The organism is Mycobacterium sp. Root135 (assembly GCF_001426545.1).
GTDB lineage: Bacteria > Actinomycetota > Actinomycetes > Mycobacteriales > Mycobacteriaceae > Mycobacterium.
Window position 1 is genome coordinate 1345743 of the sequence record NZ_LMEZ01000001.1, and the last position, 17659, is coordinate 1363401.

Annotated in this window: 17 protein-coding genes; 5 read left to right on the top strand and 12 right to left on the bottom strand. The window is 67.6% G+C overall.

Annotation, left to right across the window (positions count from 1 at the left end; all coding sequences use genetic code 11):
• Nucleotides 1-69 precede the first annotated feature (69 nt).
• Nucleotides 70-1539 (top strand): alkaline phosphatase, encoded by a 1470-nt coding sequence (gene phoA, locus ASD37_RS06530; protein WP_056549968.1) that lies wholly within the window; start codon nt 70-72, stop codon nt 1537-1539.
• Here the strand turns inward: phoA and ASD37_RS06535 are convergent.
• Together ASD37_RS06535 and ASD37_RS06540 are read right to left on the bottom strand one after the other, a co-directional pair.
• Nucleotides 1526-2392, bottom strand: coding sequence for an SDR family oxidoreductase (locus ASD37_RS06535; RefSeq protein WP_056549237.1), 867 nt, complete (start codon nt 2390-2392; stop codon nt 1526-1528). The two genes, phoA and ASD37_RS06535, sit on opposite strands and share 14 nt — an antisense overlap.
• A 10-nt stretch (nt 2393-2402) precedes the next feature.
• On the bottom strand, nt 2403-3272 hold the full coding sequence (locus ASD37_RS06540) for an NAD(P)H-binding protein (protein ID WP_056549239.1): 870 nt from the start codon (nt 3270-3272) through the stop codon (nt 2403-2405).
• A 58-nt stretch (nt 3273-3330) separates the two neighbouring features.
• Between ASD37_RS06540 and ASD37_RS06545 the strand changes: the two genes are divergently transcribed.
• Nucleotides 3331-3774: a helix-turn-helix domain-containing protein gene (locus ASD37_RS06545; protein WP_056549241.1), complete on the top strand. Its 444-nt coding sequence runs from the start codon at nt 3331-3333 to the stop codon at nt 3772-3774.
• Here ASD37_RS06545 and ASD37_RS06550 read toward each other — a convergent pair.
• The gene (locus ASD37_RS06550) at nt 3771-4415 is read right to left on the bottom strand and encodes a TetR/AcrR family transcriptional regulator (RefSeq protein ID WP_056549971.1); all 645 of its coding nucleotides are present in this window, start codon (nt 4413-4415) and stop codon (nt 3771-3773) included. The genes ASD37_RS06545 and ASD37_RS06550 overlap by 4 nt on opposite strands.
• Nucleotides 4416-4538: 123 nt before the next feature.
• Between ASD37_RS06550 and ASD37_RS06555 the strand changes: the two genes are divergently transcribed.
• Nucleotides 4539-6020, top strand: a complete 1482-nt coding sequence (locus ASD37_RS06555; RefSeq protein WP_056549242.1) for a cytochrome P450 — start codon at nt 4539-4541, stop codon at nt 6018-6020.
• Here ASD37_RS06555 and ASD37_RS06560 read toward each other — a convergent pair.
• The 3 genes from ASD37_RS06560 to ASD37_RS06570 form a co-directional block, all read right to left on the bottom strand.
• Nucleotides 6017-6586, bottom strand: a complete 570-nt coding sequence (locus ASD37_RS06560) for a hypothetical protein (RefSeq protein WP_056549251.1) — start codon at nt 6584-6586, stop codon at nt 6017-6019. The two genes, ASD37_RS06555 and ASD37_RS06560, sit on opposite strands and share 4 nt — an antisense overlap.
• 76 nt (nt 6587-6662) lie before the next feature.
• On the bottom strand, nt 6663-7241 hold the full coding sequence (locus ASD37_RS06565) for a TetR/AcrR family transcriptional regulator (RefSeq protein WP_056549253.1): 579 nt from the start codon (nt 7239-7241) through the stop codon (nt 6663-6665).
• A 50-nt stretch (nt 7242-7291) separates the two neighbouring features.
• Entirely contained in the window at nt 7292-7798 is a 507-nt protein-coding gene (locus ASD37_RS06570; protein ID WP_056549255.1) for a hypothetical protein, read from the bottom strand.
• 190 nt (nt 7799-7988) lie between these two features.
• On the opposite strand from ASD37_RS06570, the gene ASD37_RS06575 reads away from it, so the two are divergent.
• The gene (locus tag ASD37_RS06575; protein WP_200959751.1) at nt 7989-8741 is read left to right on the top strand and encodes a sulfite exporter TauE/SafE family protein; all 753 of its coding nucleotides are present in this window, start codon (nt 7989-7991) and stop codon (nt 8739-8741) included.
• A 22-nt stretch (nt 8742-8763) separates the two neighbouring features.
• Here the strand turns inward: ASD37_RS06575 and ASD37_RS06580 are convergent, their stop codons facing one another.
• The 4 genes from ASD37_RS06580 to poxB form a co-directional block, all read right to left on the bottom strand.
• On the bottom strand, nt 8764-9819 hold the full coding sequence (locus ASD37_RS06580) for a phosphotransferase family protein (RefSeq protein ID WP_156720724.1): 1056 nt from the start codon (nt 9817-9819) through the stop codon (nt 8764-8766).
• A 77-nt stretch (nt 9820-9896) separates the two neighbouring features.
• Entirely contained in the window at nt 9897-10580 is a 684-nt protein-coding gene (locus ASD37_RS06585) for a cutinase family protein (protein WP_056549259.1), read from the bottom strand.
• 223 nt (nt 10581-10803) lie between these two features.
• Nucleotides 10804-12171: a neutral zinc metallopeptidase gene (locus ASD37_RS06590; protein ID WP_056549260.1), complete on the bottom strand. Its 1368-nt coding sequence runs from the start codon at nt 12169-12171 to the stop codon at nt 10804-10806.
• 48 nt (nt 12172-12219) lie between these two features.
• Complete coding sequence (poxB, locus tag ASD37_RS06595) at nt 12220-13956, bottom strand: ubiquinone-dependent pyruvate dehydrogenase (protein WP_056549263.1); 1737 nt, start codon at nt 13954-13956, stop codon at nt 12220-12222.
• Between the two features lie 134 nt (nt 13957-14090).
• Between poxB and ASD37_RS06600 the strand changes: the two genes are divergently transcribed.
• Nucleotides 14091-15635 (top strand): molybdopterin-dependent oxidoreductase, encoded by a 1545-nt coding sequence (locus ASD37_RS06600; RefSeq protein WP_056549265.1) that lies wholly within the window; start codon nt 14091-14093, stop codon nt 15633-15635.
• A 10-nt stretch (nt 15636-15645) separates the two neighbouring features.
• On the opposite strand, the gene ASD37_RS06605 is transcribed toward ASD37_RS06600, so the two are convergent.
• Together ASD37_RS06605 and ASD37_RS06610 are read right to left on the bottom strand one after the other, a co-directional pair.
• Complete coding sequence (locus ASD37_RS06605) at nt 15646-16656, bottom strand: VWA domain-containing protein (protein WP_056549267.1); 1011 nt, start codon at nt 16654-16656, stop codon at nt 15646-15648.
• On the bottom strand, nt 16653-17654 hold the full coding sequence (locus ASD37_RS06610) for a VWA domain-containing protein (RefSeq protein ID WP_056549977.1): 1002 nt from the start codon (nt 17652-17654) through the stop codon (nt 16653-16655). Before ASD37_RS06610 ends, ASD37_RS06605 begins: the two co-directional genes overlap by 4 nt.
• Nucleotides 17655-17659 lie beyond the last annotated feature (5 nt).

The window sequence follows — 17659 nt, forward strand, 5'->3', positions numbered from 1 at the left end:
GCGAACGAGGAGACACGGGTGGCGAAGAGAGTTGTTCTCAAGGTGGCACTGGCGGTCGGTGCGGTGGCGATGTTGCCACTGGCGGCCTGCAGTAGCGACACCGAGAAGGCGTCCAACGGCGATGGAGTCACGCGCGCCGCCACCGGAGATCTTGCGACCAACGGAGGCGCCCGCCGGGTCGACGGCGACCAGAGTGAGGCCATCCGCAACGCGGTGAACGCCTCCGGCGCAAAGAACGTGATCCTGTTGATCGGCGACGGCATGGGCGACTCGGAGATCACCCTGGCACGCAACTACGAGAAGGGGGCGGGTGGCTTCTTCGCAGGACTCGACGCGCTGCCGCTGACGGGCCAGTACACCACCTACGCGCTGCAAAAGAACGGCAAGCCCAACTACGTCACCGACTCCGCGGCCAGCGCAACGGGCTGGTCCACCGGAACCAAGACGTACAACGGCGCACTCGGAATCGACGTCAAGGGTGCCCCGCAGAAGACCATCCTCGAACTCGCGATCGCTCAGGGTCGTGCGACCGGCGACATCACCACGTCCGAGATCCAGGACGCCACCCCCGCGGCGTTGTTCTCGCACATCACCGAACGAGATTGCTACGGCCCCAAGGAAATAGCCGAGGACTGCAAGTCGGAGGCCCTCGAAAGGGGCGGGCTCGGCTCGGTGACCGAACAATTGCTGGCGACGCGACCGGACATCACGATGGGCGGCGGCGCCGAGACCTTCGCCCAAACCGCCAACGGTGGCGACTTCAAGGGCAAGACCCTTGAGGCGCAGGCGAAGGAACGCGGCTTCCACATGGTCCGCACCGCAGACGAATTGAACTCGATCACCAAGGCCGACAAGGACGCCCCGCTGCTGGGCCTGTTCGCCGACGGCAACCTGCCGGTCAGCTGGACCGGTCCCGCCGCCGTCCGGCAGGGCTACCTTCAGCCCGCGGCGAGGTGCACCGACAACCCCGAGCGCGGCGCCGAGGTGCCCACGTTGGCTGCCATGACGAACAAGTCGATCGATCTGCTCTCCGGCAGCGACAAGGGCAAGGACAAGGGCTTCTTCCTCCAGGTCGAAAGCGCGTCGATCGACAAGCGCGACCACGCCGCTGACCCGTGCGGCCAGATCGGCGAGACGGTGGCCTTCGACGAAGCCGTGCAGGCGGCGCTGGAGTTCGCGAAGAAGGACGGCAACACGCTGGTGATCGCGACGGCCGACCACGCCCACACCAGTCAGATCGCCGAGCCGTACACCGAGGAGGATCTGCAGGGCATCGCCGAGGACACCAAGCAGCCCGTCGAAAGAGTCCGCGACATCATGTATCCCGGCCTCACCCGCCTTCTCACCACCGCCGACGACGCCGAGATGCTGGTCAGCTACGGCACGTCAGCCGACGTGGGGATCGAAGACCAGGGTCACACCGGGACGCAGTTGCGGATCGCCGCCTTCGGCCCACGCGCTGCCAACGTCGTGGCTCTGACCGATCAGACGGACCTCTTCTTCACCATGACCGACGCGCTTGGCCTCAACCGGCCTTAGAGGGTCGCAGCGCTCGGGTGAAGATCACGTTCACCCGGCGCATGGCGACGCTGTACGGCCACCAGGCCACCCGCTTGAACGCGTACAGCGCGCGGATGTCGGCGGAGGTGTAGATGAGATACCGGTTGCGGGCGACGCCGCGAAGGATCTTGTCCGCGACCACCTCCGGCGACACCGCGTGGCCACTGAACCGCTCCACCCACTTCTGCACCTGCGGATGGTCGCGGTCTACGCCCACGATGTCGACGCTCTGCACCATGGGTGTCTTGACCGCTCCTGGGACGACGACGGACACCCCGATGCGGTGCCTGGCGAGGTCGAACCGCAGCACCTCCGACAGACCGCGGAGGCCGTACTTGCTGGCGCTGTAGGCCGCGTGCCACGGCAGGGCCACCAACCCGGCGGCCGAGGACACGTTGACGACGTGCCCGCCCCGACGGGCGAGAACCATTGCGGGAACCAAGCTTTCGATGACGTGGATGGGCCCCATCAGGTTGACCGAGATCAGCGACTCCCAGTGCCGATGGGTCAGGTGGCTGACGGTGCCCCATGCGGAGATCCCGGCGATGTTCATCACCACGTCCACTGCGGGCGTCGGTCCACCGATGGCCTCGTGGACCTCGGCGGCGAACGCGGCCACCGCGTCGTAGTCGGAGACGTCGAGTGCACGATGAGCCGTCACCGTGGCGCCGAGCGCACGCGCGTCGGCGACCGTCTCGGCGAGCCCCTCGGCGTTGCGGTCGGTCAGGAAGAGTTCAGCGCCGTCGGCGGCCAGCTTCAGCGCCGTCGCACGACCGATTCCACTCGCTGCGCCGGTAAGGAAACATCGCTTGCCCGCGTAGCTGTGAACCATGGTGGCGACCCTACCGGCTACCCCGTTCGGTCCCGGCGAGGAATTCTTCGATCGTGACGGGCGGACGGCCGGTCAACGCCTCGAAGTCGCCCAGTGGCGTCTCCAGCAGGCCAGCGCGGATCGTCTCGCCGAATCCGGTCAGCACGTCGGCGAGTTCGGCGGGCAAACCGGCGGCGACGAGTCCGTCGCGGTAGGCCTCGTCTGAGACGGTCGCGACGTCGACCGGTCGACCGTGGTGTTCGCCGAGCGCCGTCGCGATCGCGCGGTCGTCGAGCAGTCGCGCTCCGGCGACGTCGTAGCACTTGGCGTCGTGGCCGTCGCCGAGGAGGACCGCGGCAGCGGCCGCCGCGCAGTCGTCGCGGGTGACGGGGGCGTGTCTGCCCGTGCCGTTGTTGGTGACCAGGCTTCCAGTTGCCACGGCCTGCGCCCAGCCGGTGCCGACCGCTTCGAGGTAGAGCGCGTTTCGCAGGATGGTCCAGGCGGGGCCCGCCGCGTGCAATGCGCGCTCGGTCGCCACATGGTCGTCGGACAGCGGACGCAGCCTCGCGGGAAAGTCACCGTCCGCGTTCGGCATCGAGGTGTACACCAGGCGCGTCACCCCGGCCTTGGCGGCCGCCGCGACGGCCGCCTCGTGCTGCGCGCGTCTGCGCCCGACCGCGTCGGTGGAGATCAACAGGAGGACGTCGACGCCGACGAAGGCGTCCGCCAGGCCGTCGGGTTGGTCGAAGTCGGCGAACCGGGTCGCCGCGCCGGCGTCGGCGAGCGCGTCGGGTGACCGGCTGAACAACACCACCTGATCGGCGGGGTGGGACGCGAGGACGTACTGAGCCGTGCGCCGCCCCAACGCGCCTGCGGCTCCGGTGATTCCGATCGTGGTCATTGGTTGCTCCTCGGTTATCGTTTGATACTGACCACATCGTCTGAGACCGGGAGTCGGGATGCAAGAAGGCACTTTGGCGTCAGTCCGGCACACGGAAGTAACCGGGTCCCTTGCCGCTCTGCTGGAGTTGCCGCCGGACGAACTGTTCGGAGCGTGTCCGGTGCGCGACGTTCTCGACCGCATTGGCGACAAGTGGTCGGTCCTGGTCATCTCGCTGCTGGGCGCCGGGCCCATGCGGTTCATGGAACTCAAGCGCTCCATCGGGCTGGTCTCACAGCGGATGCTCACCAGGACACTGCGCGGACTGGAACGCGACGGGTTGATCACCAGAACGGTCCATCCGGTGGTGCCGCCGCGGGTCGACTACGAGCTGACGGCACTGGGCCACGGCCTGCAGGGCGTTCTCACCGAACTGACGACGTGGTCGTTCACACACGCGTCCGACGTCGCGTCGGCACGACGAGAGTACGACGCACTGGACGACCAGCCGAACGACGGTTAGCCGCCGGACAGGCTCCCGCCGCCCCACAGGGAGTACAGCCACAGCCGTTCGAGGACCTCGACCGCGCGCGGAATGTCGCGATCGGCGCCGACGAAGGCCGTGTCACCAGACAGGGTGGAGCCGGTCGTGGCGGCCAGAGTTCTCACCAACGTCGGCACGTCGTCGGAAATCGGGTGCGCCGTCCCCGCCTTCGCCTCGTCCTCGACGATCTTCACGATCTGGTCGATCACCGACCCCAGCTGCTGATCGAGGATCTCGCGGATCTCGGCATCGGTGCTGCGGGCCGAGTTGCAGGCCGACATGACCGGATCGTTGTGGACGTACACGAGTGCGGCACTGCCGACCATCCGCTTGGCGAACGAGGCGGTGGACTCGTCGGCGCCCCGCGGAGCGAAGTAGTGGGTCAGCTCCTCGAGTTCCTGCATGGCCTCGGCGAGCATCTGCGCGAGCACCGAGTACTTGGAGTCGAAGTAGAAGTAGAAGCCCGATCGGGCCACGCCGGCGCGGTCGCTGATGGTGCTGACGGACAGCTCCGAGAACGGCTTTTCGCGCAGCAACTCGTGAACGGCGTTGAGGATGGCCTCACGTTGCCGGTCACCGCGGCTTCTGCGGGCCTCACTGGGGGCGGATTCGGCGGTCATCGCGTACAACCTTTGCACCGACGCCACGCCAGATCAAAACTTGACATGCGTCAAGTAGGACGGACAGGATGAGTTAGGTCAGTGACATCGACCACAGACGTCCTTCAGCCCAGGAGCATGCCAATGGCGACCATCAGCACCCCGGAGTACTTGCGAGATCAAGCGAAGCGCCGCTTCACGCCGTCGATCAACAACTTCCCTGGGATGGGCGCACTCGAGCGCAAGCTGCTCCGCACCGACTTTCCGCAGAAGCCCCTGGCGGAGCCGCCCGTAGGCAGCGGCCTCAAGCCCGTGATGGGTGACGGAGGGCTGCCGGTCGTCGGCCACATCATCGAGATGTTCCGCGGCGGACCCGAATACCTCATGCACATCTACAAGAACAAGGGTCCGATCTACTACGCCGACTCCCCGGCCCTGGCCGCGGTCACGGCACTGGGACCCGACGCCGCGCAGGCGATCTACACCAACCGCAACAAGGACTTCTCCCAGGAGGGCTGGGTCCCGGTCATCGGGCCGTTCTTCCACCGCGGCCTGATGCTTCTCGACTTCGAAGAGCACATGTTCCACCGCCGGATCATGCAAGAGGCCTTCGTCCGCACCCGTCTCGTTGGCTACACCGAGCAGGTCGACAAGGTGGTCTCCAAGGTGATCGCCAACGACTGGGTGGCCAACGACCCGCGTTTCCTGCTCTACCCGGCGATGAAGCAGATGACCCTCGACATCGCCTCGATGGTGTTCATGGGCCACGAGCCGGGCACCGACCACGAACTCGTCACCAAGGTCAACAACGCCTTCACCACGGTCGTCCGCGCCGGCAACGCGATCATCCGCACCGGCGTCCCGCCCTTCACCTGGTGGCGTGGCCTGCAGGCGCGCAAGCTGCTGGAGAACTACTTCGCGGCCCGAGTGAAGGAACGTCGCGGCGCAGAGGGTTCGGATCTGCTGACCGTCCTGTGTCAGACCGAGGACGAGGACGGCAACAAGTTCTCCGACGAGGACATCGTCAACCACATGATCTTCACGATGATGGCCGCCCATGACACCTCGACGTCGACGGCAACCACCATGGCCTACTACCTGGCCGCCAACCCCGAGTGGCAGGACCGTTGCCGCGACGAGTCCGACCGCCTCGGCGACGGACCAGTCGACATCGAATCGCTCGAGAAGCTCGAGTCGCTCGACCTCGTCATGAACGAGTCGATGCGGTTGGTGACGCCGGTGCAGTGGGCCATGCGACGGGCGGTCCGCGACACCGATCTGCTCGGCTACCACATTCCCAAGGGCACCAACGTGATTGCGTACCCGGGACTGAACCACCGGCTTCCGGAGTTCTGGACCGACCCGATGAAGTTCGACCCCGACCGGTTCGCCGAGCCCCGCAACGAACACAAGAAGCATCGGTTCGCGTTCACGCCCTTCGGCGGCGGGTCGCACAAGTGCATCGGCATGATGTTCGGTCAGCTCGAGGTCAAGGTCATCATGCACCGGCTGCTGCGCAAGTACCAGCTGGAGCTGGCGCACCCCGGTCGCGAGCAGAGGTGGGACTACGGCGGCATGCCCGTGCCGATGGACGGCATGCCGATCATCCTGCGGCCGCTGCGCTAGCCGCGCCGGCGGTCGGACACCACGATCCAGAGCGCCGACACCATGAAGTAGAACGCGCCGAAGCCTGCATAGGGTGCGACGTCGGCGATACCGGGGACGACGGACCCGTTGGCCTTGACGAGGAAGGTACCGCCGACGACGGCGGACTGGGCCCCGCTGAGCACCATCGCCCATTGGGCGCCAACGGTTTTCCAGCGGCGCAGTCCCGTGCCGAGCTGGAAGAGGCCCGAGAGGGTGGCCCAGACTCCGAACACGCCGAGGACCGCGTACATGCTCATCCCGAGCGCGACTGCCACCGCGGCGGTGGTCGCGGCGCTGACGATCGCGTTGAGGGATTGGGTGGGGTTGTGCCGCAATCCCCCGTTGCGTCGGGCGTCCTCGACGTTGGCCGCGGCATCCCAGGCGGGATAGAGCACCAGGAGCACACCGGCGAGCACCGGCATGTCGGCGGCCACGGTGAAGGCGACGGCCACCCAGACGACGGAGAATGCCGCTCGCGCAAGGTAATACGTGGTGAGCCAGCGCCGTCCGTCGGTCCTACGGTCCTCGAGCACTCGTTCGGTCATTGGCGTGTTCCTTCCATGCGGGGTCGCGCCATGCGTCGGCGACGAGGGCGGTCGGTTCGGGTGGTGCGGGGTTAGCTCAGCGGCGTGCCGTCAGCCCGTCCAACAGGGGCTCGGTGACCAAGGCGAAGACCTTGCCGTCGCCGTATGCACGGGCGGAGAGCATCGCACCGTGGACGGCGGCCATGAACTTCTCGGCCTCGGCTGCCGGGGTGTCGTTCAGTGTGAAAGTTCCTTGCCTGCAACCGTTGTCGAGAACCGCGGCGAGCCACGTCGACAGCATCGCGAAGTACGCACGCACTTCGGCCACGACCGCCTCCGGCAAGACGGGGATCTGGGTGGCGAGAAGCGCACAAAGGCAGAAGGTGTTGGTGCCGTCGAGAATGCAGTCCGACCAGAATCCGACGTAGGCCCGCAACTGGTCGAGCGGGTCGGGGTGCTGGCTTGCCATGTCGGCGAACCCCGCCTCGGCTTCCTCCCGATACCGCGCTACCAACCTGCTGACCAGGTCGACCTTGGTCGGAAAGTAGTAGTGAATGCTGGCCTTTCGGATGCCGACCGACGTGGCGACGTCGGCGTAACTGAAGCCGTTGTAACCACCACCGACCAGCAGGGCCCTGGCACTGCGCAGGATGTCGTCCTCGGTGGTCGCCGTCATGACCGTCAATCTACCTACTAGTAGATAGACACGTCAAACGTCGGCCCGCTTCACGCGGAGAGCAGGTTGGCGCACGCAATCACTGCGCGCAAAGCCGACTGGGTGGCGTCGTCCGACCAGCCCATGGCCCACTCCTCGCCGACACCGTCGGTGCCACGGATGAACGTCGCCGTGCCGCCCATGGCGGGAAGCTGATGAAAGGCCTCGATCTCGAGTGAGACGCCACGCCCGTGGAGCATCGCGGTCAGTGCGGAGATGGGACCGCTGGCTGCGGCGGTGGACGTGCCGATGCGATCGCCGACGGCCATCGTGGCCTGGAAGTTCCGTGCCTGCGCACCCAGCAGGCTGGCTGGCCGGTCGAGGTCGGTGCATTGCCAGTGGCCGAGCCGCACTGGGCCCGACGACGGCGCGTACCGCGCGAGGAAGGCGTCATGCGTCATCGACGCCGCGTCGTCGCGCAACTCCCGAGGCAACGGCATGTGAACGTGCGCCGCGAACGACGGCGCGGGCAGAGCGGAAGCGGTGAAGGACGAAGCGGTGAAGGACTTGGTGGACATGTGCCGGTCTCTCTGATGCGAGGAATCGACCGACGGTGTAACAACGACCCACAGCGAGGGGTCGGTCTGGATCAGACCCCGCTGCGGGTTGTTACTACGAGTCGCTTCGGCACGGAGCCGATGTTAGGCCTCCCCCACCGTGGGACGCAAGCCCTTTCGTCGTCTACTAAGGTTCATCGCCGATGACCATATGAGTTGGTGGCATGCCGTGGTGCTCTTCGCGGCCGGGGTCGTTGGCGGGCTGTGCGGCAGCATCGCCGGGTTGGCGTCCCTCACCACCTATCCCGCGCTCCTGCTGATTGGGTTGCCCCCGGTGACGGCGAACGTCACCAACACCGTGGCCCTGGTGTTCAACGGCGTCGGGTCCGTCGCAGGGTCGATACCCGAACTGCGCGGCCAACGGTCGGCCCTGCTGCGGCTCGTCCCGCTGGCGGTGCTCGGCGGCGCGGGTGGTGCGGCGCTGCTCCTGTCGGTGCCTGCCGAAGGCTTCGAGGACGTCGTGCCGATCCTGCTTGCGGTGTCGGCGGTCGTGATCGCCCTGCCCCAGCGCGACCGCGTCGCCGAACCTCGTCGTGGCGTCGCCCGGGTCGTGGTGGAGAGCGTCGCCCTGTTGGCCATCTGCCTGTACGGCGGATTCTTCGGCGCCGCGGCGGGTGTGCTGATGCTCGCCCTGTTCCTGCGCACGGGCAGTGAGTCGCTGGCCAAGGCCAACGCCACCAAGAACGTCGTCCTCGGGGTCGCCAACGGCGTTGCGGCGCTGATCTTCATCGTGTTTGCACCCGTCTACTGGCTGGCCGTGGTTCCGCTCGGCCTCGGCTGCCTCCTCGGCTCGCGGTTGGGCCCACCCATCGTGCGACGGGCACCGTCGCGGCCGCTGCGTCTCGCCATCGCCGTCGCGGGAATGGCGTTGGCCGTCAAGCTCGGCGTCGACGCCTACCGCTAGGCGCCGGCGTCACACGCCGCCGTCACACGAATGGGTCGTCACCCTTGCTCACCCGGACGCCGAGCTCGATCAGCGACTCCGCCGACGCATGCAGCCGCTGTCCGGCCTCCAAGCTGGCCTGCCCGGCCAGATACCGCGACCACGTGCCTTCTATGACGACGCCGAGCTTGAAACAGGCCAGGGCCTTGAACCAGTCCAGCCGGGGGGTGCGCCGACCACCCGCCGCGGCGTAGGCCTCGACCAGTTCCGCGCGGCTCGCGAGGCCCCCGAGGGCAGCCAGTTCCGAGCCCGCGTCGATGGTGTTGGGCTCGGCCGGCCAGCAGACCAGCATCCACCCCAAGTCGAGCAACGGCTCACCGATCGTGCACATCTCCCAATCGATGAACGCCGCCAGCTCGGGCCGGTCCCGACGCAACAGCACGTTGTTCAGATGGGCGTCACCGTGCATGACGCCCGGTTCGCCGTCGTCGGGCCGGTTGTCCTCCAGCCACGTCGCCAACCGAGGCACGTCGGCCAGCGACGCTGGGTCGTAGGCGTCGTGACGGTAGCTCTGCAGCAGCCCGAGGAATTGTGGAACCTGGCGCGCCAGAAAGGAACCGGGCCTGCGCAGCGCGGCAAGCGGGCTGCCCTCCCAGGCGACGTTGCCGAGCCGGGCCAGGCTGGCGGCGTAGGCGGGCCCGACGTCGTGCCGAAACGCCGGGTCGTCGACGTAGGGCTGCGCCATCTCGTTGCCGGGGTTGAAGCCGTCAACCTCCTCCATGAGGTAGAACACGACGCCGAGAACGTCGAGATCCTCACAGCCTGCGATGAATGCCGGATGCGGGACCCCGGTGTCGGCGAGAGTCTGCAAGACGGCGATCTCGCGCAGCATGGTCTTGTCGCTCGTCGGACGCGGGTGCAGGGGTGGGCGCCGCAGCACCATCGGACGATCGTCGACTCGCAGGCGCACCACGATGTTCTGACTGCCCCCGGTCAGCGGCTCCACGTCGGTCACCCGGGAGCCGAGGCCAGTCCGCCGAACCCAGTCCCGCAGCGCCAGCTGGTCGGCGTCGGTCAGGGTCGGGACGTCGTCGGCCATGCCTGACATCGTCGCCGCCCCGCCCCAGTCTTACCAGCGATTCGGCCGAAGTCGTTGCACCGCTGCGTGTTACACGCCTAGACGCCAGGGGGAACGAACGACCTGACCCGATCGGCGGCGAATGCCGCTGCCTGGCTGGTCAATCCGGCCTCGACGTACTGGCTGTGCGCGGGGCGGTCTTCGCCCGGCGAGCACACCGGATCGGCACCGTTGCACAGGTCGATGGTCTTGGCGCCGTAGAGCGGGCTCAGCGCCGTGAGCGGACCGCCGAAACGGTTGAGGGGGTTGCCGAACACGGCCACGGCGGCCACGTGATCCGCCACCTCGGGCGGCATCGGCTGGCCGAGCCCGAACAACCGGGCCGGATCACCGGTGATGCCGTCGATCACGGCGGCTCCCTGGGAGTAGCCGCCGAGCACGATCTTGGTGTTCGGACAGGTCGACGTCGTCAACTGGACGTGCGCGGCGGCGTCGGCGGCGCCGGCGGTGGCCTGCAAGAAGTCGTGGTCGGCCGGGTAGTTCACGGCGTAGACGCCGACCGTCTTGCCCCTGAGGTTGCCCTTGAGCGAGTCGATGAACGCCTGACCCTCGCGACCGACTCCGACGGGTTCGTCGGTGCCGCGGGCGAACACCACCTCGACGTCGGAGCATCGCGGCGCGGCCGACGCGGTCGGAACGCCGAGTCCGATCAGGCCGGCGCCGACGAGCCCTCCCGTGGCCATGCCCGCCAGCAGCACGTACGACTTCGACTGAACGGACATGGAGTCCCCCTTAGATGGTCTTCGGTCACGCAATTATTTAGCAGAACTTCATAATCGCGCACCGAATTCCATACCGGTAATCACGGCGGGAAGTGTGAGCGAGAACTCACAGCCTCGTGGCGACCACCAGGAGATACTGCCACTTGACCGGGCACCGCTGCAGCGCGACGTCGGATAGGCGTCGACGGCAGCGTGCTGGTCCCGCCCGGTCTAGGCCGATCCGCTACGCCTGGTAGGAAAGACAGCCCTCCGCGCCGTCGATGACGCCGGCCCGGAACGCCCGGGTCCGGTCGAATCCCGCTCCCTGGCGGTCGACGTCGCCTTCACCGCGGAAGAGCAGCAGCGCCTTGATTCCCTCGTCGAGGTCACCCGGTGAAATGTGATAGGTGCTGGTGGCCTCGCGGTTGTAGAGGATGACGCTCGCGGTGTACGAGCCGGCGAGGCAATCACCGCGTGCGGTCGAGGTCAACTCGTCGGACTCGTCGCCAAGCCGGCTGAGCGCCGCCAGCCCCCACTGGGTGGCGAGTAACGTCGCGAACGCATAGTCGCCGCCTTCGTCGTAGATCGCGGGCATCGCGTCCATGTTGTCCCAACCGACGTAATCCTCTGGTACGCAATAGAACAACGCGTAGCCCTCCGCCGATTGCCCGCCGCACGTCGGTGGGCTCGACGGGTCGAAGGGCTGCTGCGGCGCCAGGGGCGTCCACGCCTTGCCCTGGGTCAGCTCGGGGTAGACCTGACTCCAGTAGTCCTCGAGGTCGTAGGGCACCCCGTTGGCGATGGTGTCGTATGGGGCGTTGCCCTCGCTCGCCTCGTCCTCGGCGTCGTTGAAGGGCAGCTCGAGCACCATGGGTTCACCGTCCGCGTACCCCTTGCACTTCTCGGCGCCGTTGTCGTAGCCGTCCTGGAACGCGCTGACCCTGTCGAAGCCGCTGCCATGCGCCGACGGGTCTTGAGCGTTGGTACCCGGGGTGTCGCGCAGATCCAGGATGCCCGCCAGCGATTTGTCCAAGTCCGCGCCCGTCACCTCGAAGACCTTGTCGGCCTGGGCATGTTTGGCCCAACCCCCGGCGAAGCAATCGGCCTGCAGCTCCGAACTGACCGTCAGTTCGTTCTGATCGAAGAAGCCCGAGCGCTGCTGCATGGCATGGCCCCACTCGTGCGCGAGAACCACCGGGATGACGAAGTCGCCGTACTTCTTCTGCAGGTCGGGCAACAGGCCGGCGGCGTCCCACGCCACCGAGTCGTCGAGTTTGCAGTAGAACGCGTTGCCCTCGACGTCGCCGTAGTTGTCGGCGCAGGCGGGCCCCGACTCCGAATCCGGCGTCAGGGCGTACAACCCACCCTCGACGGGTTTGTAGTCCTGACCGTAGAGCTTCGGAAACTCCTCAGACCAATACGTCTGAAGGTCTGCGATGGCCTCCATGGCGAGCTTGTTCACCGCAGCCGACGAGTCGCCCTCGATCGTGATGCTGCTGGCGTCCGGCTTCACCGCGCCCGCCGTCGGGCTGGGAACCTCGGGCTTCACGCCACCGCCGCACCCCGCGACCAGCATCACCGTAGCCGCCGCAGACATCACGATCTTGAACATGCGCAAACATTAGCGGCAGTGCGCCATTTCCGGAAGACCCCAGCCTGATCAGTCCAGGAGACGTCGAGACACGTTCGTTGTGACCAGGTCGAGCAACTCATCGGCACGCCCGGCCATGATCGTCCTAATCGCATACAGCGAGAAGCCCTTGGCCTGTTCCGCGCTGATGGCGGGCGGAATGGACAGCTCCTGGCGAGCCGTCACGACGTCGACGATCGCCGGGCCGTCGTGGGCGAAGGCGTCGGTCAACGCCTGCTCCAGTTCGCCGGGGTGCTCGACCCTGCGACCGAAGGCCCCCATCGCACGGCCCACGGCGGCGAAGTCCGGGTTGACGAGCTCGGTGCCGTAGTTGACGATGCCCGCCGCCTTCATCTCGAGCTCGACGAAGTTGAGGGAGGAGTTGTTGAAGACGACGACCTTGACCGGAAGGCGGTTCTGCAACAGCGTGATGAGCTCACCGAACAGCATGGTCAGGCCGCCGTCGCCGGCGAACGCCACCACCTGCCGATCTGGAAACGCGGTCTGTGCGCCGATGGCGTGCGGCAACGCACACGCCATGGTGCCGTGGTTGAACGAGCCGACGAGTCTGCGCTTGCCGTTCATCCGGAGGTATCTGGCCGCCCACACCACCGGGGAGCCGACGTCGACGGTGAACACCGCGTCGTCGGTCGCCAGCCGATCGGCAAGAGCGGCAAGATATTCCGGTCGGATGGGGGTCTTGTCGCGGTCGTTGACGGCCAACCCGTCCATCGTCTTGCGCGTCTTCGCGTAGTGACGGAGCGACCGGTCGAGGTGCTCGCGCGAGGTCTTCGTGGTCAGCAGCGGCTGCAAGGCGGTCGCCGTGTCTGCGACGGTTCCGACCAAGCCGAGGTCGATTGGCGTGCGGCGACCCAGGTTTCGGCCACGCACGTCGACCTGCACGATGCGGGCATGGTCCGGATAGAACTGCTGATACGGAAAGTCGGTGCCCAGCATCAGCAGGGTGTCGGCTTCCTTGATCGCCTTGTACCCCGAGGTGAATCCCAGCAGGCCCGTCATGCCGACGTCGTACGGGTTGTCGTATTCGACGAATTCCTTGCCTCGCAACGCGTGGACGACCGGAGCGTTCAGCGTGCTCGCCAGCTGGACGAGCTCGTCGTGCGCGCCCGCGGCGCCCGCGCCGGCCAGGATGGTGACGCGCTCCCCCGCGTTGAGGATGTCGGCGGCCCGACGCAGACTCTCGTCGTCGGGTCGCACCACTGAGCGGGTTGGCAGCATCGGCTTGGTCAGCCACCCGGACTCGACGGCGTGGGCGAGGAAGATCTCACCGGGGACGACGACGACTGCGACGCCGTTCTCCTCGATCGCGGCGCGCATCGCCATCTCGATGATGCGGGGCGCCATCTCCGGCGTGCTGACGAGTTCGCAGTACACGCTGCACTCGGAGAAGAGGTCCTGCGGGTGAGTCTCCTGGAAGTACTCCGAGCCGATCTCGCTGCGCGGAATGTGGGCGGCGATCGCCAGCACGGGCACCCGTGAGCGCTGCGCGTCGAAGAGCCCGTTGACGAGGTGCAGGTTGCCGGGTCCACAACTACCCGCGCAGACGGCCAGCTGACCGGTCAGTGCGGCGTCCGCGGCCGCGGCGAACGCGGCCGTCTCCTCGTGGCGCACGTGCTCCCAGCTGACGTCGTCGTTCCGCCGAATGGCGTCGGTGAACCCGTTGAGGCTGTCCCCGGGCAGCCCGTACACGCGTCGCACACCGCTGCGTACCAATGCGGTGATGATCTGAGTCGCGATGGTGGCCATCGGGCCCCTTCCCCCTACGATTTCGGGCGCGGAAACGTTCGCGCGGCCACGGTTTCCGCGCCAAAAATCACCCTAGCGGGGGGACGTCACGGCGCGGTAAGACCCATGGGCGGCGCAGTCGGTAGCTTGGCGGGATGGTCGAAACGGCAACACGTCCAAGCCCCTGGATCGGTGTCGCCGCCGCGGCGGTCGCTCTGGGCGTGGCCCAGCTCACCGCGGTGGCGTTCGGCCCGCATGCCGATTCGCGGACCGCAGTCGGCTCCGCGGTCGTCGACCTCACGCCAGGCCCCGTCAAGGAATGGGCGATCCAGTCGTTCGGCACGTCCGACAAACTGGCGCTGTCGATCGTCGTGCTGGTGGTCGTCGCGGTGATCGCGGCCATCACGGCGCAGTACGAGACGCGCCGACGACCGGTCGGCAGCGTCGCGATCGTGGTGGCCGGTGTGCTCGGATGTGCCGCCGTGGTGAGCCGTGCCGGAGCCACGCCGGTCGACGTGGTGCCGACACTGATCGGCACCGTGTGCGGCGTGCTGGTGTTGCGCTGGCTGGTCGCAGGCCACTTCGCCGCGCCGGACGCCGCCGACGGATCGTCATCGGCCGAGCCCGACCGCGGCCGACGCCTGTCCATGGTGACGTTCGGGCTGATCGGCGCCGGCGCCGTGACGGGCGTCGCGGGCGCCCTGCTCAACCGGCTGAACTCGTCGGTGGCCGACGATCGCACCGCCTTCACGCTTCCGACACCGAAGGGCACACCCGCGCCGGTGATTCCGCCCGGCGTGCAGCCCGCCGGCTTCACCCAGACCCCGTTCATCACGCCGAACGCAGACTTCTACCGGATCGACACCGCGCTGAGCGTGCCCCAGGTCAGCCGCGGCGACTGGCGGCTGCGGATCCACGGGATGGTCGACCGCGAGGTCACGCTGAGCTTCGACGACCTGCAGCGATTCCAGCTCGTCGAACAGATCGTGACGTTGACGTGCGTGTCCAATCCGGTGGGCGGCGATCTCATCTCGAACGCCAAGTGGACCGGATACCGGGTTCGAGACCTGTTGGCGGAGGTCGGCATTCACGCCGACGCCGACATGGTGCTCTCGACCTCAATCGACGGCTTCACCGCGGGGACGCCGGTCGAGGCGCTGACCGATCAGCGTGATTCCCTGCTCGCCATCGGCATGAACGACGCACCACTGCCCACCGAGCACGGCTACCCCGCCCGCCTGGTGGTGCCCGGCCTTTACGGCTACGTCTCGGCGACCAAGTGGCTGGCCGATCTGGAACTCACGCGCTTCGACCGCGCCGAGGCGTACTGGACCAAGCTCGGATGGTCGGCCCGCGGACCGATCAAGACCGAGTCGAGGATCGACGTACCCCGCCAGGGTGCCGAAGTGCCAAGGGGCGCCACCACGTTCGGCGGCGTGGCGTGGGCCCAGCACCGCGGCATCAAGGCCGTCGAGGTGCGCGTCGACGACGGACCATGGCAGCCTGCCCAACTCGGGGCGAGCTACTCGAACGACACGTGGCGGCTGTGGAGCTTTCCGTGGCAGGCCGAGACCCCGGGACCGCACGAGATCGCCGTGCGGGCCACCGATTCCACCGGCACGGTCCAGACCCCGGACGAAGCAGACGTCGTACCCGACGGCGCGACCGGCTGGCACACGGTGTCCTTCGACGTGCAGTGAGACCGACCGGTCAGACCGGCACCCGCTGATTGGTGAGCACCGAAGCCAGCACGGCGGCCGCCATCAACAACGCCCCGAGGCGGACCCACGCTTGGCTGGCGTCACCGCGAATCGTCTCGTAGCCGATCTGCTGCTGTAGGGCCGCATACGCCTTCTTCAACTCGTCGAGGTTGCCCGCGTGGAAGGTCTGACCGCCGGAGATGTCGGTGATGTGTTGCAGCGTCGCGTCGTCGACCGGTACCGGAACCTGTTCCCCGTCGATGCCGACGACGCCGTCGGGGGTACCGAAGGAGATCGTCGAGATGGCCACGCCTTGATCCTTGGCCGAACGGGCCGCGGTGTAGGCACCGCGGGGTTCGTCGGGGTTTCGCGGAATCGTCTCCGCCCCGTCGGATTCCAAGACGATGTGGGCGGGTGCGGGCGTGTCGCCGCCACCCATCACGGCGTCGACGCTGGCGATGGCCTGCAGCGCCGTGAAGATGCCCTCACCGGTCGCGGTGCGTTCCTCGGGTTTCAGACCGTCTATCGCCGCCGTCATGGCGGCACGGTTCGTCGTCGGCGAGACCAGCAGTGTCGCGCTTCCGCCAAAGGCGACCAACCCCAAGCTGATTCCGGGTGTCAGTTCCTCGGCGAACTGCTTGCCCGCTTCCTTGGCCGCGGCCAACCGGCTGGGCGGCACGTCGGTGGCGACCATCGACTCAGACACGTCGATCACCAACATCACGACCGCCCGGTTGCGCGGGATCCGCACGTCGCGGGTCGGCGCCGCGAGCGCAACAGCCAACGTGGCCAACGAGATCACCAACAGAATCGCCGGGACGTGACGCCATCGGCGGCGAGGTGCCGCGGGCGCAACGCGCTGCAGGAGTTCCATGTTGGCGAACCGCAGCACGCGGCGATGACGACCGAACTGGACGACGACGTAGGCCGCGACCAGCCCGAGTACGACCAGCAGGTAGAGGAAGTACCAGGCGTGCGCGAACCCCGAGAGGGCCAGCGGACCGAGGAACGGCAGCGTCATGTCGGAAGCCGCCGGTTGACCACGAGGGCGAGCACGGCGGCGACGGTCGCGAAGAGCACCGCCAGGCGCACCCAACCGTCGCCGGCCGGGCCTGGCAAGACCTGAAAGCCGATCTGCCGCTGGACCGATTCGTAACTTTGGTTCAGTTGCTCGACGTTGGTGGCGGTGTAGGTCTGACCGCCCGAGAGCTGCGCGATCTGGGTCATCGTCTCCTTGCCAACCGGGACCGGAAGTCGTTCGTCGTTCAGGTCGACGTAGCCGCCGGAGGTGCCGAAGGCGATGGTCGAGACCGGCACGCCCTGGTCCTTCGCGTAGCGCGCCGCCGTGTAGGCGCCGCGCGGGTCGCTCGGGTCACCGGGGACGTTCTCGTCGCCGTCGGACAGCAGCACGATGCGGGCGGGCGGCGGCGAGGTGTCGCCGTCGGTGCTGAGGACGGCCCCGACCGTGGCGATGGACTCCAACGCGGTGAAGATGGCCTCGCCCGTCGCCGTCCGGTCGGCCGTTTGCAACTTGTCGAGTGCGGTGATCGTGGCCTGATGGTCGGGACTTGGCGCCACCAGCAGGTTGGCGTTGCCCGCAAAGGCGATGAGCCCCAGGTTGATTCCCGGTGTCAGGCCGCCGGCGAACTGCTTGGCCGCCTGTTCCGCGGCGACGAGCCGGGTGGGGTCGACGTCGGTGGCCCGCATGGATTGCGACACGTCGACGACGAGCATGATGACGGCCCGGTTGCGCGGTATCCGGACGTCACGGGTCGGCCCGGCCAGTGCGACGGTCAACGCCACCAGGCCAACCAGTGTGAGACCGAGCGGCACGTGGCGCCACCGCACCGACGCCGCGGCCGTGGGTGCGGCGCCGACGAAGCGAGCCACCCGCCGTCGCCTCCGCGCCTGCGTCACGACGTAGAGCGCCAGCAGGGCCAGCGGTACCAGAGCGAACAGGAACAGCCAGGGGTGCTCGAACCCCGTCCACGTGATCACGCCAATCACGGGCAAGGTCAGCACGG

Coding starts and splice junctions, on each gene's coding strand:
- poxB (WP_056549263.1), bottom strand. CDS start 13,956: ATGGCCACCATCGCGACTCAGATCATCACCGCATTGGTACGCAGCGGT.
- ASD37_RS06550 (WP_056549971.1), bottom strand. CDS start 4,415: ATGACCGCCGAATCCGCCCCCAGTGAGGCCCGCAGAAGCCGCGGTGAC.
- ASD37_RS06570 (WP_056549255.1), bottom strand. CDS start 7,798: ATGTCCACCAAGTCCTTCACCGCTTCGTCCTTCACCGCTTCCGCTCTG.
- ASD37_RS06535 (WP_056549237.1), bottom strand. CDS start 2,392: ATGGTTCACAGCTACGCGGGCAAGCGATGTTTCCTTACCGGCGCAGCG.
- ASD37_RS06555 (WP_056549242.1), top strand. CDS start 4,539: ATGGCGACCATCAGCACCCCGGAGTACTTGCGAGATCAAGCGAAGCGC.
- ASD37_RS06590 (WP_056549260.1), bottom strand. CDS start 12,171: ATGTTCAAGATCGTGATGTCTGCGGCGGCTACGGTGATGCTGGTCGCG.
- ASD37_RS06600 (WP_056549265.1), top strand. CDS start 14,091: ATGGTCGAAACGGCAACACGTCCAAGCCCCTGGATCGGTGTCGCCGCC.
- ASD37_RS06540 (WP_056549239.1), bottom strand. CDS start 3,272: ATGACCACGATCGGAATCACCGGAGCCGCAGGCGCGTTGGGGCGGCGC.
- ASD37_RS06575 (WP_200959751.1), top strand. CDS start 7,989: ATGAGTTGGTGGCATGCCGTGGTGCTCTTCGCGGCCGGGGTCGTTGGC.
- ASD37_RS06585 (WP_056549259.1), bottom strand. CDS start 10,580: ATGTCCGTTCAGTCGAAGTCGTACGTGCTGCTGGCGGGCATGGCCACG.
- ASD37_RS06580 (WP_156720724.1), bottom strand. CDS start 9,819: ATGGCCGACGACGTCCCGACCCTGACCGACGCCGACCAGCTGGCGCTG.
- ASD37_RS06605 (WP_056549267.1), bottom strand. CDS start 16,656: ATGACGCTGCCGTTCCTCGGTCCGCTGGCCCTCTCGGGGTTCGCGCAC.
- ASD37_RS06560 (WP_056549251.1), bottom strand. CDS start 6,586: ATGACCGAACGAGTGCTCGAGGACCGTAGGACCGACGGACGGCGCTGG.
- ASD37_RS06565 (WP_056549253.1), bottom strand. CDS start 7,241: ATGACGGCGACCACCGAGGACGACATCCTGCGCAGTGCCAGGGCCCTG.
- phoA (WP_056549968.1), top strand. CDS start 70: ATGTTGCCACTGGCGGCCTGCAGTAGCGACACCGAGAAGGCGTCCAAC.
- ASD37_RS06545 (WP_056549241.1), top strand. CDS start 3,331: ATGCAAGAAGGCACTTTGGCGTCAGTCCGGCACACGGAAGTAACCGGG.